General features: G+C 48.1%; 15 protein-coding genes. 5 read left to right on the forward strand and 10 right to left on the reverse strand.

The features are described 5' to 3' along the window. Positions 1-106 precede the first annotated feature (106 nt). Positions 107-724: a hypothetical protein gene (locus tag BGX12_RS03310; RefSeq protein WP_109734666.1), complete on the forward strand. Its 618-nt coding sequence runs from the start codon at positions 107-109 to the stop codon at positions 722-724. Between the two features lie 167 nt (positions 725-891). On the opposite strand, the gene BGX12_RS03315 is transcribed toward BGX12_RS03310, so the two are convergent. Next, positions 892-1764 carry a DUF3078 domain-containing protein gene (locus tag BGX12_RS03315; protein ID WP_109734667.1) on the reverse strand — a complete coding sequence of 291 codons (873 nt, stop codon included), beginning with the start codon at positions 1762-1764 and terminating at the stop codon, positions 892-894. Positions 1765-1849: 85 nt separating this feature from the next. On the opposite strand from BGX12_RS03315, the gene BGX12_RS03320 reads away from it, so the two are divergent. Further along, positions 1850-2359: a hypothetical protein gene (locus BGX12_RS03320; protein ID WP_109734668.1), complete on the forward strand. Its 510-nt coding sequence runs from the start codon at positions 1850-1852 to the stop codon at positions 2357-2359. A 243-nt stretch (positions 2360-2602) separates the two neighbouring features. On the opposite strand, the gene BGX12_RS03325 is transcribed toward BGX12_RS03320, so the two are convergent. Together BGX12_RS03325 and BGX12_RS03330 are read right to left on the reverse strand one after the other, a co-directional pair. Further along, on the reverse strand, positions 2603-3874 hold the full coding sequence (locus tag BGX12_RS03325) for an argininosuccinate synthase (RefSeq protein ID WP_109734669.1): 1272 nt from the start codon (positions 3872-3874) through the stop codon (positions 2603-2605). 52 nt (positions 3875-3926) lie between these two features. Beyond that, positions 3927-5051 (reverse strand): CHC2 zinc finger domain-containing protein, encoded by a 1125-nt coding sequence (locus BGX12_RS03330; protein WP_109734670.1) that lies wholly within the window; start codon positions 5049-5051, stop codon positions 3927-3929. Between the two features lie 41 nt (positions 5052-5092). On the opposite strand from BGX12_RS03330, the gene murB reads away from it, so the two are divergent. Continuing rightward, positions 5093-6019: a UDP-N-acetylmuramate dehydrogenase gene (murB, locus tag BGX12_RS03335; protein ID WP_109734671.1), complete on the forward strand. Its 927-nt coding sequence runs from the start codon at positions 5093-5095 to the stop codon at positions 6017-6019. A gap of 4 nt (positions 6020-6023) precedes the next feature. On the opposite strand, the gene BGX12_RS03340 is transcribed toward murB, so the two are convergent. After that, the gene (locus tag BGX12_RS03340) at positions 6024-6482 is read right to left on the reverse strand and encodes a VanZ family protein (protein WP_233246228.1); all 459 of its coding nucleotides are present in this window, start codon (positions 6480-6482) and stop codon (positions 6024-6026) included. 36 nt (positions 6483-6518) lie between these two features. Between BGX12_RS03340 and BGX12_RS03345 the strand changes: the two genes are divergently transcribed. Then, positions 6519-7712, forward strand: coding sequence for a class I SAM-dependent rRNA methyltransferase (locus tag BGX12_RS03345; protein ID WP_073225531.1), 1194 nt, complete (start codon positions 6519-6521; stop codon positions 7710-7712). On the opposite strand, the gene BGX12_RS15440 is transcribed toward BGX12_RS03345, so the two are convergent. From BGX12_RS15440 to BGX12_RS03370, 6 genes are all read right to left on the reverse strand, one after another. Next, complete coding sequence (locus BGX12_RS15440) at positions 7709-7882, reverse strand: hypothetical protein (RefSeq protein WP_158278156.1); 174 nt, start codon at positions 7880-7882, stop codon at positions 7709-7711. The two genes, BGX12_RS03345 and BGX12_RS15440, sit on opposite strands and share 4 nt — an antisense overlap. Before the next feature lie 119 nt (positions 7883-8001). Next, positions 8002-8355: an HU family DNA-binding protein gene (locus BGX12_RS03350; protein WP_109734672.1), complete on the reverse strand. Its 354-nt coding sequence runs from the start codon at positions 8353-8355 to the stop codon at positions 8002-8004. Positions 8356-8465: 110 nt separating this feature from the next. Continuing rightward, positions 8466-9599 carry an AI-2E family transporter gene (locus BGX12_RS03355; protein ID WP_109734673.1) on the reverse strand — a complete coding sequence of 378 codons (1134 nt, stop codon included), beginning with the start codon at positions 9597-9599 and terminating at the stop codon, positions 8466-8468. Between the two features lie 2 nt (positions 9600-9601). Then, positions 9602-10267: a CIA30 family protein gene (locus tag BGX12_RS03360; RefSeq protein WP_109734674.1), complete on the reverse strand. Its 666-nt coding sequence runs from the start codon at positions 10265-10267 to the stop codon at positions 9602-9604. Beyond that, positions 10257-10994 carry a hypothetical protein gene (locus BGX12_RS03365; protein WP_109734675.1) on the reverse strand — a complete coding sequence of 246 codons (738 nt, stop codon included), beginning with the start codon at positions 10992-10994 and terminating at the stop codon, positions 10257-10259. The genes BGX12_RS03360 and BGX12_RS03365 overlap by 11 nt, the downstream gene beginning before the upstream one ends. Continuing rightward, positions 10994-11506 (reverse strand): hypothetical protein, encoded by a 513-nt coding sequence (locus tag BGX12_RS03370; RefSeq protein ID WP_109734676.1) that lies wholly within the window; start codon positions 11504-11506, stop codon positions 10994-10996. Before BGX12_RS03370 ends, BGX12_RS03365 begins: the two co-directional genes overlap by 1 nt. Positions 11507-11844: 338 nt before the next feature. Here BGX12_RS03370 and BGX12_RS03375 point away from each other — a divergent pair, with 338 nt between their 5' ends. Then, entirely contained in the window at positions 11845-12669 is an 825-nt protein-coding gene (locus BGX12_RS03375; protein WP_109734677.1) for a tetratricopeptide repeat protein, read from the forward strand. Positions 12670-12785 lie beyond the last annotated feature (116 nt).

Genomic DNA, 12785 nt, shown 5'->3' on the forward strand with positions numbered 1-12785 from the left:
CTAACTAGAAAATGTAATTTTAAAAAAACACTGTAAAAAAGGGTTTTACAATATTCCGTGACAAAAAACATGGATTTTCCGCCCCATTTTTCTAAATAAGGGCATCATGACCGCATCTACTCTATTTACAATAGCCATTGTTTTGATCCTTTTAAGGGTTTTCTGGCTTCGAATTAAAGCTTCCGGAACCCAAAACGAGAACTTCAAGACCCTTCCCGCCAAGGATCAACTGGCTGTTTTGAAGGAATGCCTCCTCAACAATCCATCAGAAAGGAACTTCCAGAACCTGAAGCGCTTCATTTCCGAGAAAAATCTGGATTTAGACATGGAGACCTATCGTCCCTACATGAAAACTCAGCTGGAATTATCCAAACGAAAGGACGCCCTGGAGGAAGACGACGAATTATACGCCCAGGAATCCCGATTTATGGACCAGATGGAACCTCTGGAATTCGAGGAAGCCCGAGAAGCGAAGAAAACAGGGGATCAGGAAACTTATATCACTCGAAGTTTGGAAGGTATTTACCGTCTTTATTCCGACGAAGCCATTGAAAAAGCATTAAAGGAACTCTCCCCCGACTACCCCAAGGCAGAACTACTCCTAGAGGGATACAGAAAGCTAACCCAAATCCGAGACGAAAGTGCCGCCGACGACAAGTCCCTGGAAGCTCTCCGCAAAATCCGCGATCAGTGGGAAGAAGACCTACTTAGCATTCATTTATAGTAAAGAGAACTAGCCCCCTTAGACGTCTTCTATACAACATAACGTTCTAATTTATATACAAAAAAAGCCCCCTTTCGGGGGCTTCTTATTTAACTCAGGTTCTGTCATCCAGAACAGCAGCGAGCGTTGTCACACGTTACATTCTGACGACAAGCGAGCGGTCATTATTAGAACATACGCCAGGTCAGGCCGAACAGTACCATGGTCTTGTACTGAGTATCGGTGTCCTGATCCAGGTCGTAAGCCATGTCGTAACCCACCTGGAGTTCGACGTACGGAGCGAGAGAGACGGTCAGGAGGTTTTCCCAACGGCCATCGATTTCTTCAACACCTTCGAAGTTCACGAAAGCCCACAGACGGCTCTTGAAGCTTACGATATCAGAGAATGCATACTTGAATTCAGTAACGGATTCCAGACCCGGTTCGTCCTTAATGGTTTCAACCTTCTTGGTGTCCGGATCATCAGCATAGCCGTAACCATCGGAAATGGTCATGCGGTTTGCAAAACCAATACGCTGGCTGAACATGTCATTCGGAATGTATGCAAGACCAGCAACCTGAGTTTCGTATGCAGGATCCATGAAGCTGGAGACAGCCTTTCTTACTTCATTGCCATCTTCGTCTTCGCTGTAAGCATAGCCAGCCAACATCTGGGTTTCGAAACGGTTACCAACGTAGGGTTTCAGGACTTCGGTCATATTGAAGTCGAGCATGGATTCCCAGAACAGACGGTCGGAAGACTTGCGCTTGCCGAGACCCTTGGTCCAGGTCTGACCCAGGTCGATGTCAATAAGGTTACGCCAGTTAGCAACCTTCCACTGGTTCTGCAGGTCAGCATCGAAAGTTACCAGCCAAGTATAGTTGGAGGTACCATCCTGCTGCCAGTTACTGAAGTTGTAGTAGTTGTACTTCACAGCGGCAACTACGTCAGCCTTCATGTTTTCGGGAAGAGCGCCTTCGAACATGCCACCTTCAGCCATAACGGGGGCTGCAAATGCGCAGGCGGCGACACAAGACATCAAGAAAGATTTCAACTTCATCGTTGTTCCTTTTTGTAATGGCCCTATATCCAGGCCGTGATTTGTAAGTAAAGATAGGATAAATATTTGACTATATTTGTAATAAATGAGTTTTACCCTGCTAAAAAGGCCCCTTTTCCTAGCCCTGGTGATAAGCCTCACAGTAGCTTGCCACGCAAATGACTGGCGTTTTGGATTTGGTGCGGGAATCCGTAATACAACCCCCATCGTTCTGGTGGGCAGTTTCGGCTACAAGGACTTCACCGCAAAAGTTCAAGGTCTCGGAATCCAATTCGGGCCCAATGATTTCTGGTGCGGAGTTCGCGGAAGTTTACTGTGGACCTTCTTCAGGGACCTCCCCTTCAATTTTGACGCAGGCATCGGGTCCGGATACGATTTCGCCAAGGCCCCGAACAAAATGCATCAGGCTTTCAACGACGCAAACAACGGTCATTACCTGTACTCATACAATTACAAGGAAAACCTGGACATTTCCCTGGAATTGTGGACCCACATTTACGGATTTTACACACAAATTAGCGTTCCCGCCTATCAATTCCTTGACCATGACGCCCCACGCGTCCTCTGGGGTGCCGGATACATTTTCGAATTTTGATCCAGATACAATGTTATTCTGAATTTCTTTCAGTATCATCAATATCAAAAAAGAGCCGCGATTTCTCGCGACTCTTTTCAATTGCAGACATACTCTACAAAGTTGTTTGAGGGAACCATCCCTGATGAAAAGACTAGTTCTTTTGAATCAAGGAGGGAGTCCAGAGGGCGGACAGCTCAGACAATTTATTGTCTAGAGCGCATGGTCCTCTTTAGAGGAGAACCTAGGGTTCCCTTTGCATTTTTACTTCTTGGGGAGCTTGACCGGGGAACCGAAGTCCACGTTGGTCTTGTTGCCGAGGAGGAGAGCACGGGTCTTCAGCGGGAGGCCGAAGCAGCGGATGAAGCCAGTTGCATCCTTCTGGTCGTACATTTCAACGTCGGAGAAGCCACCCAGGTTCATGTCGTAGAGGCTGAAGGGGCTCTTCATGCCGGCCGGGATGATGTTGCCCTTATAGAGCTTGAGGGTAACTTCACCGGTAACAACCTTGTTCACTTCGTCGAAGAAGGCGTCCATGCACTGACGGAGCGGGGTGAACCACTGGCCATTGTAGACGAGGTTTGCATAGGTCATAGACATCTTCTGAGCTTCGAACAAGGTTTCCTTGTCGAGGACCAGCTGCTGGAGGCATTCGTGAGCCTTGTAAAGGAGGGTGCCACCCGGAGTTTCGTAAACGCCGCGGCTCTTGAGGCCGACGAGACGGTTTTCGACAATGTCCAGGAGACCGCAAGCGTTTTCGCCACCGATCTTATTCAAGGTTTCGAGGAGTTCCACTGCGCCCATCTTCTTGCCGTTGACAGAGACCGGAGTACCCTTGTCGAAGCCGATGGTAACGTGAGCCGGCTTGTTGGGAGCCTTTTCATAGGTCACGGTATGCTTGAGCATATCGTACTGGTGTTCCTTATCCGGTTCTTCCAGGATGCCACCTTCGTGAGAGAGGTGCCACAGGTTGCCGTCTTCGGAGTAGATCTTCTTCTTGCTGATGCCGTTCAGAGGAATCTTGCGGGCGGCAGCATAGTCAATAGCATCTTCGCGGCTGTGGATGTTCCACTTCGGGTCCTTCCACGGAGCGATGATTTCGAGCTTCGGGTTGAGAGCTGCGTAGGTCAGTTCGAAACGGACCTGGTCGTTACCCTTACCGGTAGCGCCATGGGAAACAGCGTATGCGCCTTCCTTTTCAGCGATCTTGACCTGGTACTTTGCGATAAGCGGACGAGCGAAAGAGGTACCCAGGAGGTAGGTGCTTTCGTACTTGGCACCAGCGCGGACGGTGGGCCAAACGTAGTCTTCGAGGAATTCCTTCTTGAGGTCGAGAACGTAGCACTTGGATGCGCCAGTTGCAAGAGCCTTCTGTTCGAGAGCCTTTGCATCCGGGAAATCATTCTGACCGAGGTCAGCGGCGAAAGCGATCACTTCGCAGTCGTAGTTTTCCTTGAGCCAAGGAATGATGATGGAGGTATCGAGGCCACCGCTATAAGCGAGGACGACTTTCTTCTTGGATTCTTTCTTTGCCATTGTTATTGTCCTTTTTTAGACAGTTGAAATTTAGACTTCAAAAATATAGCAACTATTTCTTGCCGCCGAACCATTCATTCACGTCCTGTCCCTCTTTCATAGCTGTTGGCAGGTTTTCCATTCCCTCGCCAAGAATGACGGTCCGGATTCCATTCTGATTGAACAGGTTACCAATATACTCCATACCGCTACGGCCGGCCTCGTCATGGTCCAGACATAGAACCACATTCTTGTTCTTGAACAGCGGGAGCCAGCTTACCTTGAAAGAACGAACGCCTGGTATGCCTACGGCACTAATCTTCTGGCCAAGCATCGTCAACGTATCCACCACCCCTTCGCACAAGTAGATCCAGCCGGGCTTCTGGTCCAGGGCAGACATATTGTACGGATAGGGTACGGTTCCCTTCAGGCATAATTCCTTTGGCTTGGTATCCTTGTCCAACGCACGAGCCTGGAAATAGTAGGAACGACGAGCCGTGTCCAGATAAGGGAAAATGAGAGGGTGCTTGTAATAGCGCAGGTTCCCCTTTTCATTAAAGAGTCCCACATGCTGGAGAATTTCCACGCCGAATTCATCTCGCAAGCTCTTATTCAGGGCACTATAATCCGTAATGGTACGCAAAAGCATTTTATCCCATGTGGGCTTAAAAATACGGCGACGCATGAGCCAGGAAGCCGCAGGAGTCCCATCCACAGGACTTAAACGTTTCAGGAAGGACAAAATCAACTTCTTCCGGTCTTCTTCAGAAATCAATTCGTTTTCTTCGGGTTCCGGAGCAACATCTACAGAATGTTGCACCGCGACAATCTTTGAGTCCATCGGTCCTTGTACATTATGAGGAGTCACTCTACTGCTGTGAGAAACAACCGGACGTTTGGCATTTGCAGGAACCAGCACGGGATACTGCTCCATCAGCCAGTCCAAAGCTTCCGTAAAGGAACAGTCCCTCAAAAGCTGAACCAACGAAATGACATCACCACGCACATCGTCACATACCCAGCAACGAAAACTACCATACTCTTCAGAGATGGAGACGGAGGGCGTACGATCACCATGCGAATGACGCTGCGGGAAAAAGCAGCGGCACTTTCCATGACTTACTTCGACGCCCAAGGACTGGGCTACCGCAGTAATGGAGATAGCGGACTTAAACTGTTTCAGCTCTTCGTTGGTCATAAGCGCAACATCAAAGATACCATCGTAACTATATTTTGGCTATGAAAATTCTGGAAAACGAACCTATGTGCAACCACACCTCCTTCAAGGTGGGCGGTCCAGCAAGATACCTGATTAAGGCAGACTCTGTCGAAGAAATCATGAACGCCAAAAAAGAACTGGCGGACAAGAACCTGCCGTGCATGGTCGTGGGAAACGGAACAAACCTTCTCGTTTCCGACAGCGGGTTCGAAGGCATCGTCATCACCTTAGGAAAACCTTTCTCCGAAGTCATTGATCTGGGAAACGGCAAGTTCAAGGTAGGCGCAGGCATTTCCCTCGGGGCCTTTTCCCGAAAGACCATCAAGATGGGCTTCGCAGGAATCCACAAGCTGGCGGGAATTCCAGGGACCCTAGGCGGAGCTATCTACATGAACGCCGGAGCCTATGGACAAGAAATCGGGACGAACTGCATTGAAGTGGAATCGTTGGATATCCATGGAAACGTCAAGGTGAGAGCTGCTACCGACTGCAAATTCGGCTATCGGCACAGTCTTTTCCAGGAACTCGCTGCAAGTCCGGAAAAAACAGAAATTATTTTATCTGCAACATTCCGATTGGAGACCGCAGACATTTCAGGCAAGGACAGCTACACGCTGGAAACGGAAATGCAGGAATGCATGGCCAAGCGAAAGGCAAGCCAGCCATTGAACATGCCTAACGCAGGTTCCACCTTCAAGCGTCTGGACGTGGGCACCGCAGATATGCCACAGCAAATCGCGCCCGGTTACTACATCGAACAATCCGGACTCAAGGGATACCGCATTGGTGGAGCCGAGGTCAGCACCGTCCACGCCAATTTTATTGTGAACGCAGGCGGAGCAACTGCCAGCGACATCAAAAAACTTAGCGAGCATGTACAAAAAACTGTAGCTGAAAAATTCGGCATTCAGCTACAGCGGGAAATCATTCTGCTAGGAAATTTCTAACCTGCTATTCGGCTACATCTTCGTCGGATTCTTCCGGCGTTTTTTGTTTAATGGGAAGCGGGTCAAATCGATTCAGTATTTTACAAACGATAGCATAGACAGTACCGCCAATAAGGCCCCCCGTAAAGTCCGCAACTAAATCCATTGCATCACTATAGCGTCCCTCGACAAAACTTTGATGATACTCATCGGTACAGCCATACACCAAAGCAATCACTGCAACAATTAAAATGCGAAACCACTGACGGCTCGACCACGTTGCACGATCCCACCACAGAGCAAAACAACCCGCCAAAGTTGCATATTCGCACGTATGGGCTAGCTTATCCCAAACCTGAGGTAAGTCCTGCAAATCGTCGCCAGTCATGGAAGAAAGCTTGAAGATTACCGCCATACAGAGAATTGCAGGAATCTTACGAAAGAAGGGGTACTTGTCAAATAGCGTTTCAAACATCTTGAGCATAAAGATAGCAAAAGACATCTTTCTATATTTTAGCCCATGAAAGCAATTATCCTGAAAGCAACCCGTGAAAAGTCCGCACTGCGTTTCCACCCCTGGATTTTCAGTGGCGCCATCGACGAAGTTACCGGCGACCCTCAGCTGGGTGACGTTGTAGAAGTATACAGCTACCATAGCGATTTCCTGGGCCTTGCAGCCTATTCCCCCAAATCCCAGATCCGAGGACGTTTCTGGACTTTCGGAGAAAAAGCAAACATTGACCGAGACTTCTTTAGCGACATTCTAGACCGTGCCATCGCCGCACGCAAGAGCCGCGGTTTCGACATTGCCGATAAGGAAAGTGCATTCCGCCTGATCAATGCGGAAAATGACGGCATTCCGGGCTGCATCATTGATAAGTACGCAGACATCTACTCCGTGGAAATTCTTGCAGCAGGCGCAGAAGTCAATCGCAAGATCATTTACGAACTGCTGGCCGAGAAGACCGGCTGTCGTGGCATCTACGAGCGTTGCGATTCCGACGTCCGCAAAAAGGAAGGACTTCCTATCCGTACAGGCTGCGTCTACGGGGAAGTTCCTGACGAGCCCGTCATTATCAATGAAAATGGAATTCTCTTCCCTATCGATGTGAAGAATGGTCACAAGACCGGGTATTATCTGGACCAGCGTGACGCCCGCCGTCGCGTAGGTGAGCTTGCCAAAGGCAAGAAGGTTCTGAACTGTTTCTGCTATACTGGAGGCTTCGGTCTATACGCCCTTCGCGGAGGTTGCGAAAAGGTTTATCAGGTAGATGTATCCAAGGACGCTCTTAAGCTGGCCAAGGAAGGCATCATGCGTAACAAGCTTTCCACCGCACACGCCACCCATGTGGAAGCGGACGTATTCCAGTACCTGCGCAAGTGCCGTGACAAGGCAGAAACGTTTGACTTCATTGTGTTGGACCCACCCAAGTTTGTAGACTCCAAGGACAACTTGCAGAAAGGTTGCCGCGGATACAAGGACATTAACCTGTTGGCTATGAAACTTCTGGCAGAAGGCGGAATGCTCGCAACCTTTAGTTGCTCCGGCCTTATGGAAATGGATCTATTCCAGAAGATTATCGCCGATGCTGCAGCGGACGCACACAAGCGCGTGCAGATCATCGAACGATTCGGACAGCCCGCAGACCATCCGGTTAACACAGCTTTCCCCGAAGGCCAATACCTCAAGGGATTGCTGGTACAAGTAATCTAGAGATCGCTAGAGTCTTCAACAAGGTCGTCAGAGTCGTCTACTGCACCGTCAGAACAGTGGGTAGTGACCTGATCCACATCGCAATCATCTTCCGCATTGGAAGATCCGCTACAGCCAACCAAGCAGAGAACTGCAATTACAAGAGAAAAACCGAGAAATTTACGAATCATTTCGAGCCTCATTTTTTTTAAGGATAACAAATTAAGGAACGCCCGTCAATGACGGGCGTTCCTTTTAAAAGCTCTAAGCAACAGCCTTACCAAGCAAGCTTGGTGTGACATTCGCTTTATTACTTCTTCTTAGCAGCCTTCTTAGCGGGCTTTGCAGCAGCCTTCGGAGCAGCCTTCTTAGCAGCAGCCTTCGGAGCAACAGAGGACTTCAGAGCAGCGCCAGCCTTGAAGCCAACGGTCTTGGAAGCCTTGATCTTGATCTTTTCGCCGGTCAGAGGATTGCGGCCTTCACGAGCAGCGCGTTCCTTAACAGCGAAGGTACCGAAACCGATGAGCTGAACGTTGCCGTCCTTCTTAACACCAGCAGCGATTGCATCGAGCACAGCGTCGAGAGCGCGGCCAGCAGCAGCCTTGGATTCAATGCCAGCTTCCTTGTTGGCGAGGATTGCGTCGATGAGTTCTTGCTTGTTCATTATTAACTCCTTGAGTTTTTGAGTTGGTTAAAATTCAATGGCAATATTATACCTTTTTTTTGCGCAAGAAGTAGAAACTTTCACAAAAATTTGCAAAAATCCTAATAAAATCAAGCCTTAGAGCCGTCCTCCACCGCTGGAACGGCTTTATTATCGGCTTTCTGCTGGATTTTTTTGATATAAACCAGACAAATGCAAGTAAAGGGAATTGCCACAATAAGGCCAAGGAAACCCAGTAGTTTACCCCAAACAGAAAGGGATAACAGGATTCCTACAGGAGGCAAATCCATTGAAGAGCCCACTATTTTCGGTACCAGGAAGAAGTCCTGTATTACTTGCACAATCAAATAAACTAGCAAGACAATAATCGCAACTTCCCAAAAAGGCATACCTGATTCAAGGGCATAGACCACAGCAAGAAGCAGTGCCACAGGAATCGATGCCAGCTGGAAATAAGGAATCATATTCATGGCACCCGATACAAGTCCAAACGCAACGCCCATAGGCAATCCTATGATAGCAAAGCCAATCGCGTACAAAATGCCAACGCTCATTGCAACCAAGGACTGCGCACGGAAATAGTTACCCATGAACTTATCCACTTCCTTGCCAAATTCAGAAACCCTCCCCTTAAACCTTTTGGGGAAGAGTTCGCGGGCGCCATTGCGCAACTTGGGCATATCCAGCATGATGAACACCAAGTACATGAAAATCAAGGAAGCACCTGAAATCCAGACAATCACTTGTCCGCCTTTGGAAATCATGCCCCAGGCACCCGGCAAAACTTTACCAGCCAACGACTGGGACGATTGCCAAACATCCAGTTCCTTCAATGTTGTAGAAATATTCTTCCAGGAAACATCATTCTTAAGGGAATTCCATAATTCATCCGGAATGAATTCCGACAGACGGTTGGCCCAACTTGAATCGTTAAATATTCTTGAGACCAGCACACCCAAATGCTGAATTTCCCCGACAATTTTCGGCACGATAAACCAAAGCAATCCGCCAACAATGCTCAATGTACAAAGTAAAACAATGACAACCGCAATAATGCGGTGTTTCACCTTAACCTGTAATTTACAAACCAGGGGATCAAGAATATAGGCCAGTAAAAAAGCAGCAAAGAAAGGGAATAGGACTTCTTTGAGGTAATTCAACAGCCACAGGAGTGCAACAGCACCAAGAACAACGCCCAATAGGCGCATAATTTTATCAATGGTCCATATTCTGCTTACTTGCATCTTTATTTTCCTTCTTCCGGCTTGTTTCCACGCCAAAGTCTAATGGACTTCAGTTCAATTTCATCCGGAATGCCTCGCATCACCTTTTCTCCATTGACCACCGCAAGAATGACGCCTCGATCAAAGTAAGAGAGATAATCGTCCTTATCCAATCCCTGCTCTGCGAGCCACCACTCTGGCGTTTTGAAATCTGCTAGAGCAATTTTCGTCTGCATGTTTGCGGGAACAATCTTTGTCTTAGGACGATAACTCAATAGTTCCCCTGCCCTACTATATACGGGATCATTATTCAATATACGGACTTCAACAGTCTGCATCCGTCCAGTTCGAACATCCACTTCAATAGAATCAAACCGATCGAAATCAAAGAATTCCGCCGCAGGCCTATGATTCACGGAAAGCAAGTTAACTCCGACCCCCGCATAGGAATAAGCCTTGCCAGACCTGATATTCACGTTTGCCAAAACCGATCCATCATTTGCCACATGAATTTCACTCGTGGAATATCCACCAGCAATAGAATCGTTCACGGCGTAGACTTCATAGGTTTCCGTAGGGAAAATTGCCATTTCCCGAAAACCAAACTTTTTCTGCAGGACAAAAAAAGCAAGGACAGCCACCAGCAGAATCAGGCCGGAGGATACGGCAATGACAACCTTACGGTTCATGCCTACCCTCTGCGTTCCTGCGGGGATGACGAAGACCAATGGCGGCAATCACCACCAGGACAATCAAGCCTAGCGTAATGCCGAAATATAAGTTGCTCACACCGGAAACAGACAGTTGACGAAGCTTGATGGTATACTTCTGACCACGGGGCTGATTCCAGCCAGAGGTAATCTCCACACGAGCAGCGGATTCCAAAGAACGACGGTTACGGGCGGACTCCTTCCCATATTCTTCAAACCAGAACTCAGGAGTGTAGAAATCATCCATCGGGATAGCGATTGTTTCGCGGCCGCCCTTCAGGGCCACTTCCTTCAGGAGGAGTCTAAATGTATTAGGTTTATCCAACTGAGTCACATCCGGATCAAAAGTCCAGATTTTCAAGAGAATTTCATTCGTTCCACTAGATTCAATATCCAGGTGAACCGTATCCACGAAATTCCACTTCTTGAACTTTTTGTCGGCAACATCTCCCAACTGGAAAAGAACGCCACACCAGCCAGCCTTAGCATCTTCCGGTCCCAAAGTACAGCTAAAATCAAGCGTAGAATCCCCTGCGTCAAATTCAATTTGAGAAGAACCTCCATCATATTGATCATCATAACCAATGACGGAAACGCCTTCTCCCACAGGGAACGCCTCATCCAAAAAACGCTGATCCGGGAGGTAATTGTACACTCCCAGAATAATCGCCACCACAATCCCCAAGATGGTGTAAGTCTTCGTCATTATTCTTCAGTCTCGATGAACTTTTTCAGATGAATGTTGTACTGTACCAAATCCAGCGGATCTTCATCCGGCATTTTCTCACCCATGATCTTATTTACCAAGGCGTCAAACCACTTGATGAAAAAGAAATGGTGCTTGCCTTCCTTGCCCGGATTCTGGAATGGATTATCCAAGGTACGCTGAAGCAATTCCATAAAAAGAGAGGGTTTCATATGAAAAGTCTTACAGCAGGTGGTCACCGGGCCATCAAAGCCATAATCAGGGAGTTTCCCCTCGACCAAGGGTTCACCATGATCAATGCAACAAGGATTTTCACAAACAGGATCCTGCACATTCATACGCTTAAGAGCAGCAAGCCAAAGTTCACGGGACTTATCCGTCAGGTCTCCACGGAAAGCCATGGTCTGGTCGCAGGGAAAAAATACGGAATGGCACTTAGGACAGATACGCAACTGCAGGTGATGCAAAGTTACATCCGCCACTTCGGCCTTACAAAAAGAACATGTACTCATGAAAGGCAATATAGTATAATCCTTCTGAAGATTAGAGACTAGGTTCTAGAGGTTAGGGCAGCTAGATGCAAGTGTTTGTGAGTTCAAGACAATTACATCTTTATTTTTCTTCACGAAGTATTCCCAACACCCCTAATTTCTAGTCTCTAGTTTCTAGTCACTAACCTCTAATCTCTAGTTCAGAGGTACGCTTCGCTTGAGGTATGAGGTCGGAGCTTCGCTCCTAGAGGTTTAAAAATGGCGCCGAATGACTATCCAATACAAGCGCGAGTTCTGTTCCCTACACTCTACACCCTATACCCTGTACCCTCAAATCACTAATTACTATATTACAGGACATGGCTAAAGTAGTACAAATTACCTCCGAAAATTTTGAAACCGAAATTGCTCAGCCCTCCGAAACAAGAGCTGTAGCTGTCCTTTTCTCCTCCGCCGAATACCCCGACTGTGCTGGTTACGCACAGCTCATGGGTCAACTGAGCACAAGCATGGACTTTACCTTGGGCGTCGTCAGTTGCGACGACCGAGCCAACATGCAGCTCATCCAGGCCTTCCGCGTCCGTTCCGTTCCCGAAGTTCATATCGTGGACAAAGGCCAGATTGCAGATGTCATCGCAGGAGTGCTCCCCGAAGATGAACTGAAGAAGCGTCTTGAAAAATTCTATGTCTCCGACGAAATGCGCACCCAGAATACTCTGGAAGAAGCCATCGCCAACAAGCAGTTCGACGAGGCTCTTCCCCTTCTAAACGAAGCTTTGCAGAAGACCCCCAACGACAAGAAACTCCTTCTCCTTTGGGCAAAGGCAAGCCTCGGCATGGGCGATACAGAAAAAGCCAAGGACATTTTGAACAAATTCACAGAAGCCGATGACCAGTACAAGGAAGCCAAGTCCCTGCTGGAACTTCTGGATTTCCACGCCGAAGCAGCCAAAAAGGATGTTCAGGGCAAGGAAGCTATCGTCTATCAGCAGTGCTGCATCCTGGCAGCAAGCGAACAGTTCGAAGATGCCCTCCAGGCCTTCCTCAACCTGTATGTGGAAGCTCCGGAATGGAACGACGGTGCTGCCAAGAAGGCGATGCTCACCCTATTTGGCGTTTTGGGCCCCAAGCACGAACTGACTTGGAAGTACCGCGCCAAGTTGAATACGATTATGTTTATCTAAAACGGTCGATTTAAGGGTCAAAAGGGGCGCTTTTACGCCCCTTTTACAGACTCTGTTCACCGCTTTTGTTATATTCATCAACGTATTTTATTGAATTAATACACACGGGGCTTATA

This window comes from Fibrobacter sp. UWR4 (assembly GCF_003149045.1).
Taxonomy (GTDB): domain Bacteria; phylum Fibrobacterota; class Fibrobacteria; order Fibrobacterales; family Fibrobacteraceae; genus Fibrobacter.